Annotated in this window: 21 protein-coding genes; 8 read left to right on the forward strand and 13 right to left on the reverse strand. The window is 60.0% G+C overall.

Annotation, left to right across the window (positions count from 1 at the left end; genetic code table 11):
• Positions 1-150: 150 nt before the first annotated feature.
• The 3 genes from ACN19L_RS03090 (at position 151) to ACN19L_RS03100 (ending at position 2322) form a co-directional block, all read left to right on the forward strand.
• Positions 151-807: a protein-L-isoaspartate(D-aspartate) O-methyltransferase gene (locus ACN19L_RS03090; protein ID WP_426492085.1), complete on the forward strand. Its 657-nt coding sequence runs from the start codon at positions 151-153 to the stop codon at positions 805-807.
• Positions 808-960: 153 nt separating this feature from the next.
• Positions 961-1485, forward strand: coding sequence for an acyl-CoA thioesterase (locus ACN19L_RS03095; protein ID WP_426492086.1), 525 nt, complete (start codon positions 961-963; stop codon positions 1483-1485).
• A gap of 51 nt (positions 1486-1536) precedes the next feature.
• Complete coding sequence (locus tag ACN19L_RS03100) at positions 1537-2322, forward strand: hypothetical protein (protein ID WP_426492087.1); 786 nt, start codon at positions 1537-1539, stop codon at positions 2320-2322.
• 128 nt (positions 2323-2450) lie between these two features.
• Here the strand turns inward: ACN19L_RS03100 and ACN19L_RS03105 are convergent, their stop codons facing one another.
• The 7 genes from ACN19L_RS03105 to alaS all read right to left on the reverse strand — a co-directional run bounded on the left by ACN19L_RS03105 (position 2451) and on the right by alaS (position 11823).
• Positions 2451-3611 (reverse strand): redoxin family protein, encoded by a 1161-nt coding sequence (locus ACN19L_RS03105; protein ID WP_426492088.1) that lies wholly within the window; start codon positions 3609-3611, stop codon positions 2451-2453.
• A 116-nt stretch (positions 3612-3727) separates the two neighbouring features.
• The gene (locus tag ACN19L_RS03110) at positions 3728-4759 is read right to left on the reverse strand and encodes a redoxin domain-containing protein (RefSeq protein WP_426492089.1); all 1032 of its coding nucleotides are present in this window, start codon (positions 4757-4759) and stop codon (positions 3728-3730) included.
• Positions 4760-4873: 114 nt separating this feature from the next.
• On the reverse strand, positions 4874-5404 hold the full coding sequence (locus tag ACN19L_RS03115; RefSeq protein WP_426492090.1) for a TlpA family protein disulfide reductase: 531 nt from the start codon (positions 5402-5404) through the stop codon (positions 4874-4876).
• A 189-nt stretch (positions 5405-5593) separates the two neighbouring features.
• Positions 5594-7051 carry an Asp-tRNA(Asn)/Glu-tRNA(Gln) amidotransferase subunit GatB gene (gene gatB, locus ACN19L_RS03120; protein ID WP_426492091.1) on the reverse strand — a complete coding sequence of 486 codons (1458 nt, stop codon included), beginning with the start codon at positions 7049-7051 and terminating at the stop codon, positions 5594-5596.
• Positions 7052-7161: 110 nt separating this feature from the next.
• Positions 7162-8130: an LIC11966 family surface protein gene (locus ACN19L_RS03125; protein ID WP_426492092.1), complete on the reverse strand. Its 969-nt coding sequence runs from the start codon at positions 8128-8130 to the stop codon at positions 7162-7164.
• Between the two features lie 27 nt (positions 8131-8157).
• Complete coding sequence (locus ACN19L_RS03130) at positions 8158-8901, reverse strand: TonB family protein (RefSeq protein ID WP_426492093.1); 744 nt, start codon at positions 8899-8901, stop codon at positions 8158-8160.
• Positions 8902-9138: 237 nt separating this feature from the next.
• Positions 9139-11823, reverse strand: coding sequence for an alanine--tRNA ligase (alaS, locus tag ACN19L_RS03135; RefSeq protein ID WP_426492094.1), 2685 nt, complete (start codon positions 11821-11823; stop codon positions 9139-9141).
• A 209-nt stretch (positions 11824-12032) separates the two neighbouring features.
• Here alaS and ACN19L_RS03140 point away from each other — a divergent pair, with 209 nt between their 5' ends.
• The 4 genes from ACN19L_RS03140 (at position 12033) to ACN19L_RS03155 (ending at position 15193) form a co-directional block, all read left to right on the forward strand.
• The gene (locus tag ACN19L_RS03140) at positions 12033-12398 is read left to right on the forward strand and encodes a MerR family transcriptional regulator (RefSeq protein ID WP_426492095.1); all 366 of its coding nucleotides are present in this window, start codon (positions 12033-12035) and stop codon (positions 12396-12398) included.
• A 56-nt stretch (positions 12399-12454) separates the two neighbouring features.
• Complete coding sequence (locus ACN19L_RS03145) at positions 12455-12898, forward strand: hypothetical protein (RefSeq protein ID WP_426492096.1); 444 nt, start codon at positions 12455-12457, stop codon at positions 12896-12898.
• Positions 12899-12983: 85 nt separating this feature from the next.
• The gene (gene dprA, locus ACN19L_RS03150) at positions 12984-14078 is read left to right on the forward strand and encodes a DNA-processing protein DprA (RefSeq protein WP_426492097.1); all 1095 of its coding nucleotides are present in this window, start codon (positions 12984-12986) and stop codon (positions 14076-14078) included.
• Positions 14079-14368: 290 nt separating this feature from the next.
• Positions 14369-15193: an aminotransferase class IV gene (locus ACN19L_RS03155; protein WP_426492098.1), complete on the forward strand. Its 825-nt coding sequence runs from the start codon at positions 14369-14371 to the stop codon at positions 15191-15193.
• Positions 15194-15221: 28 nt separating this feature from the next.
• Here the strand turns inward: ACN19L_RS03155 and ACN19L_RS03160 are convergent, their stop codons facing one another.
• The 6 genes from ACN19L_RS03160 to ACN19L_RS03185 form a co-directional block, all read right to left on the reverse strand.
• Positions 15222-15398, reverse strand: a complete 177-nt coding sequence (locus tag ACN19L_RS03160; protein ID WP_426492099.1) for a hypothetical protein — start codon at positions 15396-15398, stop codon at positions 15222-15224.
• A 522-nt stretch (positions 15399-15920) separates the two neighbouring features.
• Positions 15921-16715, reverse strand: coding sequence for a thymidylate synthase (locus ACN19L_RS03165; RefSeq protein ID WP_426492100.1), 795 nt, complete (start codon positions 16713-16715; stop codon positions 15921-15923).
• Positions 16716-16839: 124 nt separating this feature from the next.
• Positions 16840-17124 carry a TIGR03643 family protein gene (locus tag ACN19L_RS03170; RefSeq protein ID WP_426492101.1) on the reverse strand — a complete coding sequence of 95 codons (285 nt, stop codon included), beginning with the start codon at positions 17122-17124 and terminating at the stop codon, positions 16840-16842.
• Positions 17125-17215: 91 nt separating this feature from the next.
• On the reverse strand, positions 17216-17695 hold the full coding sequence (locus ACN19L_RS03175) for an SRPBCC family protein (protein ID WP_426492102.1): 480 nt from the start codon (positions 17693-17695) through the stop codon (positions 17216-17218).
• Between the two features lie 25 nt (positions 17696-17720).
• On the reverse strand, positions 17721-18179 hold the full coding sequence (locus ACN19L_RS03180; protein WP_426492103.1) for a DUF4265 domain-containing protein: 459 nt from the start codon (positions 18177-18179) through the stop codon (positions 17721-17723).
• Positions 18180-18297: 118 nt separating this feature from the next.
• Positions 18298-18525 (reverse strand): hypothetical protein, encoded by a 228-nt coding sequence (locus tag ACN19L_RS03185; RefSeq protein WP_426492104.1) that lies wholly within the window; start codon positions 18523-18525, stop codon positions 18298-18300.
• Between the two features lie 183 nt (positions 18526-18708).
• Between ACN19L_RS03185 and ACN19L_RS03190 the strand changes: the two genes are divergently transcribed.
• Complete coding sequence (locus tag ACN19L_RS03190; protein WP_426492105.1) at positions 18709-21009, forward strand: efflux RND transporter permease subunit; 2301 nt, start codon at positions 18709-18711, stop codon at positions 21007-21009.
• The last annotated feature ends 65 nt before the right edge of the window (positions 21010-21074 follow it).

A 21074-nucleotide genomic window follows, 5' to 3' on the forward strand; every position in this document is an offset into this window, starting at 1 on the left:
GATTTTATGCGCCCCGCGCCGTAATTTTACGCGTCGGGAAGGGCTGCGCCGGCCCGTTGGGGCCGTTTTGAAAGTTGCGCAAAGGTAGGAAAACCCCGCAATCCGGCACCCCGCCTCTCACCCACCCGTTTTTCCCTGTCGCCCTTTCTGATGTCTGCCGATACCTACCGTCACCGAGGAATGCGCCGCACGCTGGTGGAGGAGTTGCGCCGCAAGGGCATCCGCGACGAGCGGGTGCTGGCGGCCATCGGCACGGTACCGCGCCACCTGTTTTTCGAGTCGGCCTTCCAACCCCACGCCTACCAGGATAAGGCCTTTCCCATCGGTGAGGGCCAGACTATTTCCCAGCCCTACACGGTAGCCTACCAGACGGAGCTGCTGCAGGTGCAGCCCACCGACCGGGTGCTGGAAATCGGGACGGGCTCGGGCTACCAGTGCAGCGTGCTGCTGGAGCTCACGCCCCACGTATGCAGCATCGAGTACAATGAGGTGCTGTTTGAGCGCACGGCCCGCCGGCTGGCAACTATGGGCCGGGCCCCACGCCTGTTCTGCGGCGACGGGTCAATGGGCCTGCCCCAGCACGCGCCCTTCGATAAGATTCTGGTGACGGCCGGTGCGCCCGTGCTACCGCGCCCCCTGTTGCGGCAACTGCGCGTGGGTGGGGCCCTGGTTATCCCGGTAGGCGATGAAACCAGCCAGCGCATGATGCGCGTGGTACGGGAAAGTGAGACGGAGTTTTCCCGCCAGGAACTGGAAGAGTTTCGGTTTGTGCCGCTGCTGGGCCAGGCCGGCTGGGCCAAGCAGTAGATGAATAGTTAGGTGGTTGATACTGTTAGCCTGAGTCTGTAGCGCAGCAGGCAAGCACGCAGGATGACACACAAGCGGCTTACTATTTCTCCACCTCTCCACTTCAGAATCCCGCCGCAGAGTACCTTTGCAGTATCATACTACCCAACACCAATGCTGCGTAAACAAAAGCCCGTAAAAGACTCCTTCGTCCGGATGACGGAACTGGTCCTCCCCAATGATACCAACACGCTCAATAACCTGATGGGGGGACGCATGATGCACCTGATGGACGTATGCGCGGCTATTTCCGCTCAGCGCCACTCCAACCGCATCGTGGTAACGGCCTCCGTGGATAACGTCTCGTTTCGGGAGGGCATCAAGCTGGGCAGCGTGGTTACCCTGGAGTCGCAGGTGACGCGCTCCTTTAGCTCCAGCATGGAGGTGCACATCAACGTATGGGCCGAGGATATTCCCAGCGGCACCAAAATCAAGAGTAATGAGGCCTTCCTCACCTTCGTGGCCGTGGACCAATCGGGTCGTCCGATTGACGTTCCGGAGGCTGTGCCCTCCACCCCCGAGGAAATTGCTCTCTATGAAGGGGCACTGCGGCGGCGGCAGCTGCGCCTGGTACTGGGCGGCCGCATGGCTCCGCACGAAGCTACCGAGCTGAAAGCCCTGTTCGAAGGCCTGGAGTAAGCCCCTCCTTGGCGGAGGCTTCCGCATCCCCTATTCGCCGACCACTCTGTTATGGACACTGCTGCCACTCTTTCTTTTTTCCAGAGCTTCTACACCGGAGCGGCTCTGTACGTGGTACCGGAGGCGAATACTCCGGTAACTACGGAGCCAGTGCCCGGGTTGGTAGAAACTGCTGCGGAAGCCGTCGCACCACTGGCTCCCGCAGCAGCCTCACCCGTTCCACCCAGCGTACCACCCCCTGCGCCACCAGTAGCTGCGGTGCAGCCCGCTGCGCAACCTCTGCCCTCACCTGCGCCGGTTGCGCCTGCGCCGGTTGCGCCGGCCGCGGCGCCAGTCACTACGCAGCCGCTGGGCACTCTACCACTGGCCAACCTGCCAGCCGCGGCTCCGGCTCCGGCCGGGCGGGTGCAGCCTACCCCCACTCAGTCGCCGGTAGCCCATATCCCGTTCAGTACGCTGGGCAGCAACCCGCACGGTCTGGTGCTGTTGGTGCGGCTACCGGCGGAGCAGTTCCGTAAGCTGCCGCGCAACGTGTTCCTCAACAACCTGCTCAAGGCGTTGCGTCTGGTGATGGAGGACGTGGTGCTGGTGAACGTGGAGCACGAGAAATACCCCGTGGCTTTGTGCAGCCTGCGCCGCGAAATTGCCGCCCGCCAGATTCTGGCTTTCGGCAAAAACCTGCTCGACGTAGCCGTATACACCACCCAGCCTTACGAGCCCGTACTGCTCTACGGCGACACGGCCTACCTCGGAGCGAGTGAAATTGATATGCTGGAGTACGATGCCGGCCGCAAAAAACAGCTCTGGCAGGCTGTACAGCGGATGTTTCTTAGCTAGTTGTCAGTTGTCAGTTGTCAGTTGTCAGTTGTCAGTTGTCAGTTTTGTATTGATGGACAGATAAAGAGTTACAAAAAAGGCCCGCTATGTGCGGGCCTTTTTTGATTTAAAGCTGTCACCTACCACCACTATTTCAGCACCGAAGCCAGCTTGGCTTCCAGAGCCTCGCCGCGCAGGTTTTTGCCAATGATGCGGCCCTGCGGGTCGAGCAGAATGGAAGCGGGGATGGATTTGATACCGTAAGCCTGACCGGCGGCCGATTCCCAGCCTTTCAGGTCCGAAACGTGCTTCCAGGTGAGGCCGTCGGCTTCAATGGCTTTGAGCCACTTGCCCCGGTCCTGGTCGAAGCTCACACCGTAGATTTCAAAACCCTTGCCTTTGTACTTGTTGTAGGCCTTTACCACGTTAGGGTTTTCGCGGCGGCAGGGGCCGCACCAGCTGGCCCAGAAATCAATCAGCACGTATTTCCCCCGCAGGCTAGTCAGCGGTAGCGCCTTGCCATCGGGAGCAGCCAGGCTGATTTCGGGGGCGGTAGTGCCCAGGGCCGTGGCGCGCAGAGGCTCCAGACGGGCCACCAGGGCCTTGGTGTAGCGGGAGTTGGGCTGACTGGCTTTCAGCTGGTTGGCTACCGAGTCGGCCAGGGTGAAGTTCTCATCCGGGTTCAGCACGCTGCTCAGCACAAATGCCGATACCACCGAGTTGGGCTGCTGACGCACCAGCCGGGCCACTTCGCGCTGCCCCTGCCCCTGCAAAGCTTCGGCTTTGCGCTGGATAATCTGCATGGAATCCTGACGGCCGGCCTGGGCGGCGCGGGTGTAGCGCTGCTCCAGCAAGGGCATGGCCTGCTGCATCTGCTGCTGGCTGGCCTGCAGCGTCCGGTTGATGTTTTTGAGCAGTTCCGAATCGGGGGAGCCTTTCACGGTGTAGGTGGCGGGCAGCTGGTTGGCGTCGCCGGTCAGCTCCACGCGGCTGCCGTTGCTGAGCACCACCAGGGCCTGGCTCTGGTCGGAGGTTTTCACCTGGTAGAGACCTGGTTCGGGCACAGAACCCGTGAATTTGAACTGTCCCTTCTCGTCCACCGTGGCCGTGTCCCGGGATACAAACTGGGTTTCGCCCAGCTCGGCCAGGTACACCTTGGTGCCGGCCGGCGCGTTCTGCAGCTGCCCGCTCAGCTGGTAGCTGGCTGCGCCATCCGTGTTGCCCGTGGTGGGCGTGGTGTTTTTGTTACAGGCATTGGCCATGCCCAGCAGGGCACCCATATAGAGCAGGCTCTTCATTTTGTGCATCATTCAGGAGGCAAAACCGGCCGGAGCCGGGAGTAGTTCAGCTAGTGACGGAGAAATGGGCCGCAAGTTGCCACTTTTGCCCGGAATTATGCCCCGGCCGCCTCACTTGCTCGGCTTGCCTAAGGCAGTAGCTTTGCCAGCCGTTTTTCCAGCGGCTCGCCCCGCAGGTTTCGCGCCAGCACCCGGCCATCCGGGGCAATGAGCACGGTGTAGGGCACGGCCAGCACCCCATATAGTTGGGCAGCCGGTGACTCCCACCCTTTCAGGTCCGATACCTGCGTCCAGGGTAACTGGTCCTGGGCTACGGCCTTGCGCCATTTGTCCCCGTTGGCATCCACCGACACACTTACAATTTCCAGCCCCCGGCTCTGGTAGTGCTGATAGAGGCTGCGCAGCCGCGGGTTCTCGGCGCGGCAGGGGCCGCACCAGCTGGCCCAGAAATCAACCAGCACGTATTTCCCCCGCAGGCTGCTAAGCGCGAAGGCCGGCCCCGCCACGGTGGGCAGGGAAAAATCCGGAGCTAACTCGTCCCCTTTTTCGCTCTGGGCGGCCGTACGGGTGCGGGTGGTCAACGTCTGTATTTCGGCCAGGTTTGGCTGCCGCTGCGTTAACACGGTGGTCATGGAGTCCACGAATGCCTGCTGGCTGGCCTGACGGCTGAGGTAGCTTTTAGTGAGGTAGGCCGCCAGAAAATCGTCGGGCGTACGGCGCACCAGGGCCCGCAGTTCCCGCAGGCCCCGGTATTTGGCCGGAAACTGGGTTGAGCCAATCAGCTGTGGCATAATGGTGCGCTGAAACTGCTGCCACTGCTCCACGCCCACCGAGCCCTGGGCCGTGAACCGCAACGCCTCCTTTCTCGGCTCCGGTTCCAGCCTGAAGGTCAGGTTGTCGCCGGGGTGCAGGGGCAGTTGATACAGCACTTTCTGCCCCCGGACTTTCAGGGAAGCCAGAACGGGGGCCGGCAGCTGCCCCCGCAGTTTACAGTAGCCCGCCGCATCCACGGTAGCCGAGTCGAGCGTAACCCACTGGTCCTGGTAGTGGGTGAGGTAGATTTTGGTGCCGGGCGCAACGCCGGTCAGCTGGCCCTGCACCACGTAATCGGGTGAAGGTACGGCCAGGCTCAGTAGCCAGGGAAATAGAGCAGCGAGCATACAAAAATGGAATAACGTGGAAAATAGGAGCAGCAAAGCTGCCTAATCCAACGCATATATTTTAAAAAACTATTATTCGGGGCAGCTTGCCGCCGCTTCGGCCGGCCCCATGGCCTAATCCAGCGGAATGTATTCCGAAATCTTCTGGCCCAAAGCCCGGCCGCGCAGGTTGGTTGCCAGCACGCGGCCTTCGGGGTCGAGCAGCACGGAGTACGGAATGGCGCGCACCCGGTAGGCCCGGACGGCCGCGCTCTGCCAGCCCCGCAAGTCCGACACGTGGTACCAGGTAAGCTCATCGGCAGCAATGGCCTGGTGCCACCGCGCCCGGCTGTCGTCCAATGACACGCTCACCATTTCCAGCCCCCGGGAGTGAAACTGCCCATACATCTTCCGCAGATTGGGGCTTTCGGCCCGGCAGGGCCCGCACCAGGAGGCCCAAAAGTCAATGAGCACGTACTTGCCGCGCAGGCGGCTGAGCTGAAACCGGGAGCCGTCGGCCGCGGGCAGGTCGATTTTCGGGGCCCGCCGCCGCTTCGCCGCTGGTTCCTCTGCCACGGTCTGTTCAGCACCGGGTACCCGCCCGGCCGGGCGCTGACCCCCCATCCACAACCCTGCTATCAGCAGGAAAAACACCGGTGCACGCATGGTTACCTATCGGTATGTCACCCTGGATGGAACGCCAGACAGAGCCAGGGGCTTGTTGTTGCCAGAGTAGCCGTCGTGCTTCGCCTGCGGCTCTGCATGCCGGTTGCTACTCCCATATCATCCCAGGCATAAAAGAAAACCCCTTCAACGCTGGGGCTGAAAGGGTTTTCGGTCAAGACTTCAAGCAGGCTACGCGTCCAGTTTCTGACGCAGCAGCTGGTTGGCCAGTTTCGGGTCGGCTTTGCCGCCGGTGAGCTTCATCAGCTCGCCCATGAACATACCCGTCAGGCTCTTTTTGCCGGCGCGGTACTCAGCCACCTTGGCCGGGTTGGCATCCAGCACCTGCTGAATCATAGCTTCCAGCGCCCCGGCATCCGACTGCTGCAACAGGCCCTGCGCCTCGGCGGCGGCGGCGGCGGTTTGCGTGGGGTTGTCGAGCAGGTACGGGAACAGCTGCTTGCTGGCAACTGAGTGGCCCACCTTGTTCTCGTCGATGAGCCCGATTATATCGGCCAGATGCTGAGTGGTAAGTGGGAACTGGTCCAGGGTGAGGGCCCGCTCGTTGAGGTAGGCTTTCACGGGGCCGGTTACCCAGTTGGCGGCGGCTTTGGCGTTGGGCGTCAGGCGGGTCAGCTCATCGAAGAACAGGGCCACGTCCTTGTCGGCCGTCAGCACGTTGGCGTCGTAATCCGAAAGGCCCAGCTCGCCGGTGAAGCGGGCGTAGAGCTGCTGGGGCAGCGCCGGCAGCTCGGCCTGCACGCGGTGCAGCCACTCATCGGAGATGATAACCGGGGGCAGGTCGGGCTCCGGGAAGTAGCGGTAGTCGTTCAGGGTTTCCTTGCTGCGCTGCCCGCTGGTGGTGCCGGTGGTGGCGTCGAACCCCCGGGTTTCGGAGTCAATTTCGCCCCCGGCCTCCAGAATGGCAATCTGCCGCTCAATTTCGTACTCAATGGCGCGCTGCACGTTGCGGAAGGAGTTCATGTTCTTCACTTCCACCTTGGTACCAAACTTTTCGGCACCCCGTAGCATCACCGAAATGTTGGCGTCGCAGCGCAACGAGCCTTCCTCCATGTTGCCGTCGCAGATACCCAGGTACTGCACCAGCTTTTTGATTTCGGCCAGGTAAGCGTAGGCTTCTTCGGAGTTGCGAATGTCCGGCTCCGATACAATTTCGATGAGCGGCACCCCGGCCCGGTTCAAATCCACCAGGGTTTCAGTTTCGCCGGCCAGGTGCATGGATTTGCCCGCGTCTTCCTCCATGTGGATGCGGGTAACCCCAATTTGGCGGATTTGCCCATCAGCCAGCCGGATGTCCACGTGCCCATCGTGGCAAATGGGCGTTTTGTCCTGGGTAATCTGGTAGCCCTTCGGCAGGTCGGGGTAGAAGTAGTTTTTGCGCGCAAACAGATTGTCGCGGCGGATGTGGCAGTTGGTGGCCAGGCCCATTTTCATGGCGTACTCCACGGCTGAGTAGTTCACGCGCGGAAGCGTGCCGGGGTGACCCAGCGTGATGACGCTCAGATTGTTATTGGGCAGAGCGCCGTACTCGTTTTCATCGGAGGAGTACATTTTGCTACGGGTAAGCAGCTGGGCGTGTACCTCGAGGCCGATAACGGGCTGGTATTTGGATTTGATGCTGTCGTCCATTGAATCACAGATTCGCGCTGATTGTACTGATGGCGCTGATTTCTGCCGCAAAGTAAGCACTATTCCGCCGGAGCCCTACAAAAGGGTAACTCCCAAGGGCTGCCGCTATGCTAGTCCTTAAATACCGGAATATAGGCGGCCTGAAAGTTGTTACCGGCCTGGTTGTATGCCTGGGCCAGCTTCTGGTTTTGCGCGTTGTAGTAGCCGATAAAGCCGTTGAATTTGTCGGCATCGGCTTTGGTGAAGGCGTCTTTGCGGTCCAGCAGAGTCTTCATCTGGGGGGCTTGGTTGGCGGCAAACGCGGCGTAGAACTTCACCAGGTTGCGGGCCGCGTCGCGGTACTGGGCATCCTTGCCCCGGAAAGGCTTGATGGCCGTTAGCTCGGTGGTGGCGGTTTGGGCATCCTGCACCAGTTGCAGGCGGGCGGCTTCAAAGGCGGCGGCGTCCTGGGCGCTGAGGGCGTCGGTGAGGCGGGCCGAGGCTTTTTCGATGCGGAACTGCGCCAGATACACCCGGTGCTGGTAGCTGTTCACCTCCGATACCTGCCGCATGTACTGGGCCAGCCGCTTGCCCTCAGGGTCCTCGGAAATAGTCATTTTGTGGCGCTTGGCAAACCGGGCCTGGGCGGCATCCACCGAGTCGTTGATGATTTGCATTTTGGCCTCGGCAATTTCCTGGAGCTTGAAATACTGCTCCATGTTTTCCACGGTAGCCGTGCGGGTGGCCGCCAGCATATCCACCGCTTTGTAGTCTTCCGAGTACACTTTCAGCAGCTGATACAGGGCCTCGGTGGTTTGCTCCTTGAAGCCTTTATCATCCTGAAAAGCCGGCAGCTTGGCAATCTTGTTCAGCGAGAGTTCCGTCTGCTTGATCAGGTCCTGGCGCTTGGCATCAATCTTTTTCTCGTTGTCGGAGTGAGCCGATTTGCTGATGTAGCGCAGGTTTTTCTTGAGCATGGCCCGCTGCTCACTCACGATGAAGTTGTTGTAGGCGCCAGGATCGGTAAACATCTGGGCCTGGGCAGTGGTGGCGAGGCCCAGCAGCAGGCCGGCGGAAAGAATGAGGGTAGAAACGCGCATAGATTGTGGGTTAGAGGAAAAGAATGATTAACGAATGGTAAAGGTGACGGGCAAGCCAAACAGAACATCCACCGGCTCCCCGTCCAACCGCCCCGGTGTCCAGCCTTGCAGACTATTCACGACCCGCAAGGCTTCGGCATCAAGCTCGGGGTGCACACTCTCACGGATTCGAGCCTGCCGGATGCGGCCCTGCGCATCCACCACAAAGGCCACTTGCACTTTCCCCGTCACGCCTTGCCGGATCAGTGGCTGCGGGTAGGTCGTCCGGCGCTGAATATCAGTCAGGAGCGTCAGCAATCCACCCGGATACTCCGGATATACCAGCAGCTCCGGCGTAGCCTGCCCTGTACCATCGGGCGCATTGCTGCTGGCTTTTTTCTGCTTGCCTTGCTGGTATAGGCTGCGCCGCTTCACGGCCCCGCCGGGATAGTAGGTCGTCAATTCACCGTGCAACTCATTCTCCCTGTATTGCTCCGACAATTGTACCTGCCCGGTTTCATACCAGCGGGTATGCGGCCCGCTGAGAACACGCTTTTTAAAATCGGCATACTCATACTGCTCGTACACCTGACCCGAAGGATAATACTTTTTAACGGTTCCGCCCGCTCCGGTAGCCGCCCGCACGGTGTCTGTACGGAATAACACACCCGACCCAAAACCAAGAGTAGTCTGGTGAGGCTGCGTTTGGAAGTATGCCGTGAGCGTTTGGCCTGGCTGCTGGGCGAAAGCCGGAGTAGATAGTCCTATCAACAGGAAAAACAAAGTGCGCATGGATTTAAACAAATACTCGTGACTTATTGAATAAAGCTGTCCGGATGACCAGGAGTTGAAAGCGGCACGCCGCTGCCCCTTTTTACCACCTAATCTAGTAGCGAAAGCCGCCGCTGCACTAAGCAGTTTACAAATAATGACGTAATGAAAACGGGCGTTGTGCTATACCGCACAACGCCCGTTTTCAAAGGCAAGGATAGACAGTCAAAAATACCGCCTTCCTACTACAATACAAATCTACGCCAGCTTCTCGCCCACCAGCGCCTCGGCTTTGCCGATGGCGGCGGGCAGCCCGGCGGCGTTTTTCCCGCCGGCCGTGGCAAAGAACGGCTGGCCGCCGCCCCCACCCTGAATTTCCTTGGCCAGCTCGCGCACCAGCGTGCTGGCGTTGAGCTTACCACCCTTGGCCAGCTCATCGTCGAGCATTACGGCCAGCTGGGGCTTGCCGTCGATTTCGGCACCGAGCACGGCTACCAGGTTGGGTACCTGCTGGCGCAACTGGAAAGCCAGGGTTTTGAGTGAGTCGGCGGAAGTTGCCTGCACCTGCGCAGCCAAGAAGTTTACCGCGCCGAGCGGCTTCACCTGGCCCACCAGCTGCTCGCGCTGCTGGTTGATGCTCTGCTGAGCGAACTGCTCAATCTGCTTGCGCAGGCCGCCAATTTCCTCGGTCTGCTTTTCGAGGCTGGTGAGCAGGTGTTGGGGGTTGCCCAGAGCCTCGCGCACCTGCTGTAGCAGGGCTAGTTGCTGGTCTACGTAGGCTTCGGCGGCGTCGGCCGTTACGGCCTCAATGCGGCGCACACCCGCGCCCACGGCGCTTTCCGAGGTAATTTTGAAGTAGCCAATGCTGCCGGTGTTTTGTACGTGCAGGCCCCCGCACAGCTCCACGGAGTAGTCCTTATCAAAGGTGATAACGCGCACAAAGTCGCCGTATTTCTCACCGAACAGGGCCATGGCACCCAGCGTTTTGGCTTCCTCAATGGGCACGTTGCGGCGCTCATCCAGCGGAATCTGCTGGCGGATGCGGCGATTCACGAGCTGCTCAATCTCGCGCAGCTGCTCGTCGGTTACCTTGGTGAAGTGCGAGAAGTCGAAGCGCAACAGCTTGTCGTTTACCAACGAGCCTTTCTGCTGCACGTGGCTGCCCAACACCTGGCGCAAAGCAGCCTGCAGCAAGTGGGTGGCCGTGTGGTTGTTGCGGATAAGAGCGCGCCGGGCCGCATCGGGCCGGGCCAGGAACTCGGCCTCCAGGTCCTGGGGCAAGTCCAGGGTGGTATGGATGATGAGGTCGTTTTCCTTTTTGGTGTCTAGCACGCGCACTTTGCTCAGCGGCGACTCCAGGTAGCCCGTGTCACCAATCTGCCCGCCCGATTCAGCGTAGAACGGCGTCTGGTCGAGCACCAGCTGGTACTCGGTTTTGCCCTTCTTGTCGATTTTGCGGTAGCGCAGCAGGCGGGCCGTGGCCTCGTCGTGGTCGTAGCCCACAAACACGTTGGGCGCGTCGTGCTCGGTTACCGTTACCCAGTCGCTCTGCTCGGTTTCCTGGGCGTTGCGGCTGCGGTTCTTCTGCTGCTCCAGCTCCTTTTTGAAACCTTCCTCGTCCACCGTCAGGCCTTTTTCGCGGGCAATGAGGGCGGTCAGGTCGAGCGGGAAGCCGAAGGTGTCGCTCAGCTCGAAGGCCGTTTTGCCGTCAATCACGCCGCCGTTCTGGCGGGTGGTTTCTTCCAGGGCGTCGAGGCGGCGCAGGCCGGTTTCCAGGGTTTTGAGGAAGGCAATTTCCTCCTCCTCAATCACGCGCTGCACGAAGGCCGTCTGGGCTTTCAGCTCGGGGAAAATACCGGCCATCTGGTCGGCCAGCACGGGCACCAGCTTATACAGGAAGGGCTGCTTCTGGCCCAGCGACGAGAAGGCGTAGCGCACGGCCCGGCGCAGAATGCGGCGAATCACGTAGCCGGCCTTCACATTGGAGGGCAGCTGCCCGTCGGCAATGGTGAAGGCGATGGTGCGGATGTGGTCGGCAATTACCCGGATGGCAATGTCCGTTTTCTCGTTTTCGGTGGCCGGCTGGTCGTTCACGGTGGCCGGGGCCGTACCGTGGTACTCCTTGCCTACTTCCTTGGCAATGAACTGGATAAGCGGCTGAAATACGTCGGTATCGTAGTTCGACTTTACGCCCGACACGGCCATCATCAAACGCTCGAAGCCCATGCCGGTGTCCACGCTCTGCTCGGGCAGCTTAATCAGGCTCTTATCGGCCAGGCGCTGGAACTCCATAAACACGTTGTTCCAGATTTCCACCACCTGCGGGTGGTCGGCGTTTACCAGCTCGCGGCCGGGCTTCTGGGCCCGCTCCTCCTCGGAGCGCAAATCGATGTGGATTTCGGTGCACGGACCACACGGACCCGTATCGCCCATCTCCCAGAAGTTGTCCTTCTTGTTGCCGGGCAGAATCCGGTCGTCGGTGGTGTACTGGCGCCACAGGCCTTGGGTCTCGGTGTCGGCGGCGGTGCCGTCGTTCTGGTCACCCTCGAAGTAGGTCACGTACAGGCGGTCCTTGTCCAGCTTATACACCTCGGTGAGCAGCTCCCAGGCCCAGGCAATGGCGTCCTTCTTGAAGTAATCACCAAACGACCAGTTGCCCAGCATCTCGAACATGGTGTGGTGGTAGGTGTCGTAGCCTACCTCTTCCAGGTCGTTGTGCTTGCCCGATACGCGCAGGCACTTCTGGGTATCGGCAATGCGCTTGAAGGGCGCGGGCTTGTTGCCCAGGAAATAGTCCTTGAACGGGGCCATGCCCGAGTTGATGAACAGCAGCGTGGGGTCGTCCTTCACCACAATGGGGGCCGAGGGCACGATGTGGTGGCCTTTGGAAGCGAAGAAGTCCAGGAATTGCTGGCGGACGTGCGAGGCGGTGGGCAGTGACATAGGAGTAGCGCGAAGCTCTGCTTCGCGACGCGTGAGGGTTCGTAGAAATTGGCGGCTGCCGGGATTTTGGCTATTTTTCGCCTTTCCCCGGAAGAGGCACTAGCGGCAAAGGTAAAAGGTATTGAGTATTGAGTGCGGCGTAGTGAGACATTGTTTCAGCTGCCGATATTCCATCTCATTACTCGATACTCTCTACTCACTACTACATCATGCCCTACAAAGAGCGCGACATCGAGAAGCAGTATTACACCATCGGCGAAGTGGCCGCGCAGTTCAACGTGGCCCCCTCGCTGATTCGCTTCTGGGAAACGGAGTTTGAGGAACTGCGCCCCCGCAAAAGCAAGAAGGGCAACCGCCTCTACACGCCGCAGGACATCGACACGTTCCGCACCATCTATCACCTGGTAAAGGAGCGCGGCTACACCATCCCCGGCGCCCGCGACATGCTCAAGCAGAAAGGCCCCCAGCTCAAGGAAAAAATCGACGTCATCCAGAGCCTGGAGCGCATCCGTAAGTTCATGGTGACGATGAAGAAGGAGTTGGATGCCATTGGGAAGGCACAGCAGCAGGGATAGTTTCTGCTAAAAATTGACCTTTTTAATTATTCATCGCCCTTTTGATATTATAAATAGTGATTTTTTACATTTTTATCCCCAGCGTTCTGGGCTGGCTATTCTTTCGCTTCATCGGCTTATGCTTAGGCGACCCAGTGCAAGCTCGCTATGCAAAAATATTTGCGCTAGCAGCCTTACTATGGGGACCTTTGCAGCTTGCGTGGTATAACAGCTTGTCGAAGGATTATAGCTACTGGGTTAAAGATAGAAGTAAACCCCCTATCGGTCGTTATGAAAATGGCATGCCTATGTATCCATCAAAGTTTATTGAGGTACCGGGGTACCACTACGGTATAGGCTACAAGTTTAATCTGGCAAATCCCATCGCTAAGTTCATATATGATAAGATAGGCTGGTTAGGAACGATGGTTGTCATGTCCTCTGTGGATGTGCTCATCTTGGGGAGTATATGCTCCTTTCTGGTGTGGCATCTCCAGCGGCCGAATCCTCATATTCGTTAGCCATTTACGCAAGTCATATTTATCCCTGATAAAGCGTGAAGTCCACCGAATGAACGATACGGACACCCTCCTCCACGAAGTCGCCTTGACGCTGTTTTCCGGCGTGGGGCCGCAGCTGACGCGGCAGCTGATGAGCTATGGGGGCTCGGCGCGGAACGTGCTGCACCTGCCGCCGGGTAAGCTGCTGAAGATTCCGGGCGTGGGGCCGGCCACGGTGAAGGTGCTAACAGGACCGGAGCGCACTGCCGCGCTGAAGCAGGCCGAGGAATCGGTGCGCAAGGCGGAGAAGGAAGGCGTGCAGTTGCTGTTCTACACCAGCAAGCAGTTTCCGGCCCGGCTCAAGCAGATTCCCGACGCCCCCGCCCTGCTCTATTACCAGGGCACCGCCGACCTCAACCAGCCCAAAACCCTGGCCCTGGTAGGCACCCGCCAGGCCACCGACTACGGCCGGGAGCAAACCGAGCGGCTCATCAAAGGCATTGCCAGCCACCGCCCGCTCATTGTGAGTGGCCTGGCTTACGGCATCGACATTGCCGCCCACCGCGCCGCCTTGCAGGAGGGCTTGGAAACCGTGGGCGTCATGGCCACCGGCCTCGACGTCATCTACCCCCACGCCCACCGCAAAACCGCCGAGAAAATGCTCAGCCAGGGCGGCCTGCTCACGGAATTTCCCTTCGGCACCCCGCCCGATAAATACAACTTCCCGGCGCGTAACCGCATCATTGCCGGCCTCTCCGATGGTACCGTGGTAGTGGAAGCCGCCCGCAAAGGCGGGGCCCTGATTACGGCTGATCTGGCCCTGGACTACAACCGGGAGGTGCTGGCCGTGCCCGGCCCGCTGGGCTCCCCCGCTTCCGAAGGCTGCCACGATTTCATCAAAACCAGCCGGGCCGCGCTGTACGCCGAGCCCGCCGACATTGAGCAGGCCCTGAACTGGGACTTAGCCCTGCACCTGCAAGGCAAGCCCACGGCTCCCACAGCATTTAATAGTCAGGACTTTACACCTGAGGAATGGCAGCTGGTGCAGGTACTGCAGGCCGCGCCCGACCGGGAAGAGCATCTGGATACGCTCGCCTGGAAAGCCCAGCTGCCGGTACATACCGTGGCGTCCCTCCTGCTGGGCTTGGAATTCCGAAGCGTGCTAAAGGCACTACCAGGCAAGCGGTTTGGGTTACTGTAAAACCGTGCGCCACGCCCGACCCGGCCATAATTAGCATCTTAACTTGCTACACAAATAATCGTGGAACACCAAAATGTTCCACGGGGAACCTTGCCTGAAAAAATGGGTTTACGCGCCGTTATGCAAGGTTTACAATACGTTAAGCATTCCATCCAATCCCCATATTTTGTTGATACTAGCTGTAGTGCGGGGGCCTGAAAGCGGGTTCCACGGCCGCGTCGTACCTTGTTCACCGGTTTTTGACCGGCGCTGGTAACTCGTTTGCCTGCTCTGCTTTTCTTTTACGTCGCATGGTTCTGTACAACGGTCAACTGCTGCCCGCCGACGAGGTGCGCCTGCCCCTACCCAACCGGGGGCTATTTTTCAACGACGGGTTCTTTGAAACGCTCGTGCTGCACCAAGGCCGCATCCGGTACCTGCCGCACCACTGGCAGCGGCTGCAGCGCGCCGCTCAGGCCCTGCAGTTGGCGCTGCCTGCCCAGCTGAGCACCGCCGAGAGCCTCACCGCTACCCTTGTTTCGCTTGCTGCGGCTAGTGCAGTTAGGGTCACCACGCGGTTTCGGCTGCAGCTCTGGCGGCAGGGTGGCGGGCTGTATGCGCCCTCCTCCGACGACGCCAACTGGCTGCTGACTCACCAGCCCTTTCAGCCAGCCCACGGCCCTATCCGCACCTGCGAGCTGGCCGGGCAGGTACGCACGCTGGCCTCTGCCGTATCGTTCTGTAAAGGCCCCCAGGCGCTTACTTACGTGTTGGCGGCCCAGGAACGGCAGCAGCGCGGTCTGGATGAGCTTATTCTGCTGTCGGCCGAGGGATACCTGGCCGAAACGGTGGCCGCCAGCCTAGCCTGGATTCAAGGGGGTACGGTGTTTACGCCGGCAGCGAGCAGCGGCTGCGTGGCGGGTACACGCCTGGCCCATCTGCGGGATTGTGCCGTCCGGGCCGGCATTGGGTGGCAGAGCGGGTTGTATTGGCCGACGGAACTGCTCACGGCCGAGGCTGTATTTACGGCCAACATTGCCGGTATTCGGCCCGTGTGCTGGGTGCAGGGTACGGCATTTGCCTCAGCCAGCCACCCGCTGCTGCAGCGCCTGATACAGTTGGATGAGGTAGCGTAGCAATCAGCAGCAGCCCGGCGGCTGGGGCTCAGGATACCCGGCAGCGCATTTGAAACCAGCTTTCAAAGTACTCGGCCAGATCAGCCTCCGTTACGTTGTTCACCCGCAGAATCGTAGCTCGGTCCTGCAGCGTCGCATCCAGAGAGTATAGGGCTACCCAGGCACGGTGCCGCCGGCTTAGATGGGTATGGAGGATAGTGGGCATAGCGCAAACACTTGGAGTGTACCATACCCGAGCTACGAACCACTTGGAGGGATTGGATTTTACGCAGTCAACTGCAGATTTTTAATTCCCAAACTGGCAAAAACGGCTACTCGTCTGTGCTATTTTTTCGCACTTGCATTCTGAACCAACTTTCCTGGTACTCTGCCAGGTCAGCTTCGGTTACATTATTCTGAGCCAATACCTGATTGCGGTAAACCGGGGCAATTTGTAAGGTATATAAAGCAATCCAGGCGCGGTGCTCACGCGATAAGGAGGAAGTAGGAAAACTGGCAACAGGCATGACGCTATCAATTTTATGCAGTTATCTACGACCGTAGTCCTATTATCGGATTGCATTTTTCTCAAATTGAGGCAAAAAAAATTTTAGGAGGGAACTTTTTCAGGAGTTGAACTCCACCAACTTTCTGGCTTTAAACCATGTAGCTACTTATATTCAGTGTGGTTATAACTTGGCTATTACCACGCCCATATATTCAAAGCTGCCTTTGACGACCTTAAACATTACACGGCTACCGGGGCTTTGATGGCGGGCCAGGGGTTGTAGTTTTCCAGGGTAAAGTCCTCGTACTGGAAGGCGAAAAGGTCCTGCACGGCCGGGTTGAGGCGCATGGTGGGCAGCGGGCGGGGCTCCCGGGTGAGCTGCAGGCGGGCCTGCTCTAGGTGGTTGCTATAGAGGTGGGTGTCGCCGCCGGTCCAGATGAACTCGCCGGGCTCCAGGCCGGTTACCTGGGCCATCATGAGGGTGAGCAGGGCGTAGCTGGCAATGTTGAAGGGCACGCCCAGGAACACGTCGGCGGAGCGCTGGTAAAGCTGGCAGCTGAGGCGGCCGTCGGCTACGTAGAACTGGAACAGGGCGTGGCAGGGCGTCAGGCGCATTAGCGGCAGCTCGGCCACGTTCCAGGCCGATACCACCATACGGCGCGAATCGGGCTGGGTGCGGAGCAGGTGCACCATCTGCGCAATCTGGTCGATGCTCTGGCCGTCGGGCGTGGCCCAGCTGCGCCACTGCTTGCCGTAGATCGGGCCCAGGTTGCCGTTCTCGTCGGCCCACTCCCGCCAGATGGTCACGCCCACGTCTTCCAGCGACTGGTTGCTGGTGTCGCCGCGCAGAAACCACAGCAGCTCGTGAATGATGCTTTTCAGGTGCACCTTCTTGGTGGTCACCAGCGGGAAACCCTGCTGCAAATCAAACCGCATCTGGTAGCCAAACACCGAGAGCGTGCCGGTGCCGGTGCGGTCGGTTTTCCGGGTGCCGTGGTCGAGGATGTGCTGGAGCAGGGTGTGGTACTGGTTCATGGGAGCAGATGGTAGCGTAGGCTTTAGCGTGCGCCGAAGCGGACAAGCCGCCAAAAATAGAAAAAAGCCGCCCGGTTCAGGCGGCTTTTCTGGCTGACTGGCTTTTGGAGGAAATACGGCGCGTTTACCGCTTGCTGATTTTGTTGTGGGTGATACTGCGCTGCTGGTTGCTTTTGAAGCCGTCCACGTCGTCGGAGCGGAGGGCGCGGTGCTTGGTGGCGCGGCCGGTCATGCGGGCCCGCCACATCCGGAACGAGGACGCCTTCATTTCGCGGCGCATCAGGGCAACGACCTCCTTTTCGGCCAAGCCAAACTGCGCTTCAATGGCCTCGAACGGCGTGCGGTCCTCCCACCCCATTTCGATGATGCGGTCAATGTCGGTGGAAGATAAAGGGGCGTTTGCGGGCATACGGCAGCGGATAAGTGCAGGCGGGGGGCGGCCGGCGCTTCTGCAACCGTCGGGCTTCGGGGGATGTTTCGGGAGGCCCCGCCGCTGGCCGCTACTGCGGCGGCAGCACTTCGCGCCACTGGCCGCTTTCGGCGTAGTGCCTGACCACGCGCGCCCGCTCCACCAGAAACTTCCGGAGGTAGCGTTTCAGGACCAGCGCATCCACCACCCGGCCCAGCCAGCCCAGCGGGGAGGCAAATTCGAACACGTCCCTCATCAGGGTACCAGCATCCTGCCCCTGAAAATGGTGCTCGTGGCGCATGCGTTTAAAAGCGCCCCGCTGCATTTCGTCGCAGAAATAAGTCGGGGCCTCAAACGCTGTGACTTTGCTTGTCAGCGTCTGCCACACACCAAAATGCCGCGCTCGGAACGTGACATAGTCGCCAAGCTGCAGCACACCGCGGCGGACGCCACCGATGATTTCCTCCTGGGTTTGGCGGGCCGAAATAGTATGCAAATCCATGCTTAGCGCCAGCTGAAAACAGCGGGCCGCCGGGGCGTTGATGAACGTCAGGACTTCGATAGTGGGCATACCGTGCTTACCATTAACTGCTTGCTCATCTTACACTATGCGCCAGGCAGGCTTCCCTGAAACTTACTATACTCTGCTTTTCAGCCTGCTTTAAATACCGCTTGATTGGCGCATAGCCGACAGTTTTAGGCACGTTAACCGAGAAATAACCGGGCAAATGACTTTCCTCCCAATCACAGCCCAGCTTCTCCAAAGCCTGTTGCACCTTACTCCTCATATCCGCCTGCAACAGCATAATCTGCAGCGTGGTGTTGCCGGATTCCTCTTCCAGACCTTTCACAACCAACTGCCCTTCCTCCATCTCCGCCAGCACAATGTCGCCTAGCGAGTAGCTCGTCACGAAAAACGGCACATTATCGAGCCGGTATAAACCTTGATTCTGGTCAACTACTTCAGCCCACAGGCTTTCTACATAGTCCTCATCAAGCACCGTATTGAAGAAGTGAAAAACCACTTTAACTGAGGCTGGCTCCATTGAAATCATATAAGCGGTTGACAGGAATCAGTAGAATCACCTGTCTGATAAAAGGCTGTAAAAGCGAAATACCCCACGCATTTCTACATGCGTGAGGTATCAGCTGCTTGCTAAGAATGGGCTCTTCTTACAGCGACTTCACGGCCGGGGCCGGCGTGGCGGCGGCAGTTTTGGCGCCTTTCTTCATGCAGCACGAGGGCGTACCGGCGGTGGCGCCGGTTTTGGCGCACTTGGCGGCCATTTCGGTGGAGCAGGCTTCTTTCTTCTTGCCTTTGGCGGCGGCTTTATCGCCTTCGGAGGCAACGGCGGAACCGGCGAAGGCGAACAGGCAGAGGGCGAGCAGGGCGTTTTTCATGGGCGAAGACGGGGGAAACGAGGAAACAAAAGCCCGAAAGCCGGGGTTGGCTTCTGGTTGCCCTAAAGTAGCGCGGATTTGGTAGAAACCCGCGCCGGGGCGGCCCTACCTTTGCGCGGGCTGCCCTGCGGCCTTTTTCCGTTCAACGATGCGCGCGGCCCCGGCGGCGCGGTACTGGTTTCTATGCCCCTTCGCAAACTTGCGCACCTCACGCTGCTGGCCCTCGGACTGCTCACGGCCCTGGCCGGGTTCTTCGTGGCCCAGTTGCGCTTCAACTACAATTTCAACGACTTCTACCCCGCCGGCGACCCGGACCTGGACTACTACGAACAGTACGCCAGCCGCTTCGGCAACGACAACGACTACGTGCTGCTGGGCCTGGAGGCCCCGGCCGGCCAGACGGTGTTCGAGCCCCGGTTCCTGACCAAAGTCGATTCGCTGACGCGCTTTATCCGGGCGCGGCGGCACGTCACGCAGGTATCGTCGCCCACCACAGCCAGCAACCCGGTGGTGGAAGGACTGGGCGTGTTCAATGTGCCCTACCTGCACCCGCAGGAGCCCGAGCGGCGCGCCCAGGACTCGGCGCTGGTGTACCGCACGCCGGGGCTGGTGGGCAACCTGGTTTCGCGGGATGCCCGGGCCGTGACCATCCTGCTGCAGACCTCGCCCAACCTCAGTAAACCGCCCGGCGACTCGCTGCTGGCGGCCGTGCGCACGGAGCTGGCCCGGCAGGGCATTCCCGAAAACGAGTACCATTTGGCCGGCAAGATGGTGGCCCAGTCGGTGTTCGTGGACCGGCTGCAGATGGAGCTGCTGGTGTTCATGAGCCTCTCGGTGCTGCTGGTGACGGGGCTGCTGTGGCTCACGTTCCGGACGTGGTGGGGCGTGGTGCTGCCGCTGGTGGTGGTGCTGGGGGCCATTCTGTGGGGGCTGGGCGTGATGTCGGCCTTCGGGGTGAGCATTGATTTGATGACGGCCCTGCTGCCGGTAATGCTGTTCGTGGTGGGCATGTCCGATACCATCCACATCATCACGCGCTACGTCACGGAGCTGGGCTACGGGGCCAGCAAGCGGGATTCGCTGCTGATTGCCCTCAAGGAATCGGGCTTCGGCTCGGGGCTGTCGGCCCTGACCACCAGTATCGGGTTTTTCACCCTGATGACCAGCACCATCCGGCCCATCTACAACTTCGGACTGTTTACGGGCATTGCCGTGCTGCTCACGTTTGCCCTCAGCTTCACGCTGCTGCCGGCCATGCTGGTGCTGCTGCGCAAGCCCCAGCTGCGCATTCCGCGCCAGGAAGGCCACAGCTGGGACGGGGTGCTGGGCCGGATGTTCCGCACGGTGCTGGCCCGGCGGCACTGGGTGGTGGCCATCAGCGCCGTGGTGCTGGGGCTGTCGGTGGCCTCGGCCTCGCGCATCCGCATCAACTCCGCTTTGCTGGATGATTTGTCGAAAAACGACCCGGTGAAGCTGGATTTCCGGTTTTTCGAGCGGCAGTTTGCCGGCGTGCGGCCCTTCGAGCTGGACCTCAAGCCCGGCCCCGGCCGCACGATTTACGACCTGCAGGTACTGCGCCAGACCGAGCAGATTGAGAACTACCTGCAGCGGGACTACGGCCTGAACTTCGTGGCCTCGCCCGTCACGCTCATCAAATCGGTGCGCAAAGCCCTGAACGGCGGCCTGCTGACCGAGTACCGCCTGCCCGACTCGGAGTCCGAGCTGCAGCGGCTGCTGCGCAAGGTGAAGCTGTTTCGGAAGAAGCCCGAGTTCCGGGCCCTGGCCCTGCCCGACGGCTCCGAGGGCCGCCTTACCGGCCGTATGCCCGACGTGGGCAGCATCCGGGCCGACCAGCTAAACGCCGGCCTGCGCGGCTTCCTGCGCACTTCCGTGGACAGCACCGTGCTGCGTACCCGCCTTACCGGCTCGGCCAACCTCATCGACAAAAACAACTCAACCCTCACGCTCAACATGATTACGGGCATGAGCATCGACATTGTGATGGTGACGCTGATTGTGCTGCTGCTGTTCCGCTCGGTGCGCATGACGGTGGTGGTGCTCATCCCCAACCTGGTGCCCATTCTGCTAGTGGCCGGCGTGATGGGCGCGGCCGGCGTGAGCATGAAAGTCAGCACCAGCATCATCTTCACCATTGCCTTCGGTATTGCCGTGGATGACACCATCCACTTCATCTCCAAGCTGAAACTGGTGCTGCTCAAAGAGCCCAGTCTGTTCAAAGCCGTGCGCAAAACCTACCTGATGGCCGGCAAAGCCGTCATCGTCACCTCCCTGATTCTGGTGGGCGGGTTCTCCACGCTGATCTTCTCTTCGTTTGACGGGACGTTTTACGTGGGGCTTTTGATTGGGCTGACCTTGCTGTTCGGGGTGGTAGCCGAGCTGACGCTGCTGCCGATTCTGATTCTATACTTCTACCGGCATAAACCCAAGGAAATCCGGCAGCCGGTGCCGCTGCTGGAGGCGTAACATTCCTATAAAAACGGCCTCCCCGCTCGGAAAGCAGGGAGGCCGTTTTGTTTATTGGTTAGACG

Origin of the sequence: Hymenobacter sp. 102 (genome assembly GCF_049949205.1) — a bacterium.
Lineage (GTDB): Bacteria > Bacteroidota > Bacteroidia > Cytophagales > Hymenobacteraceae > Hymenobacter.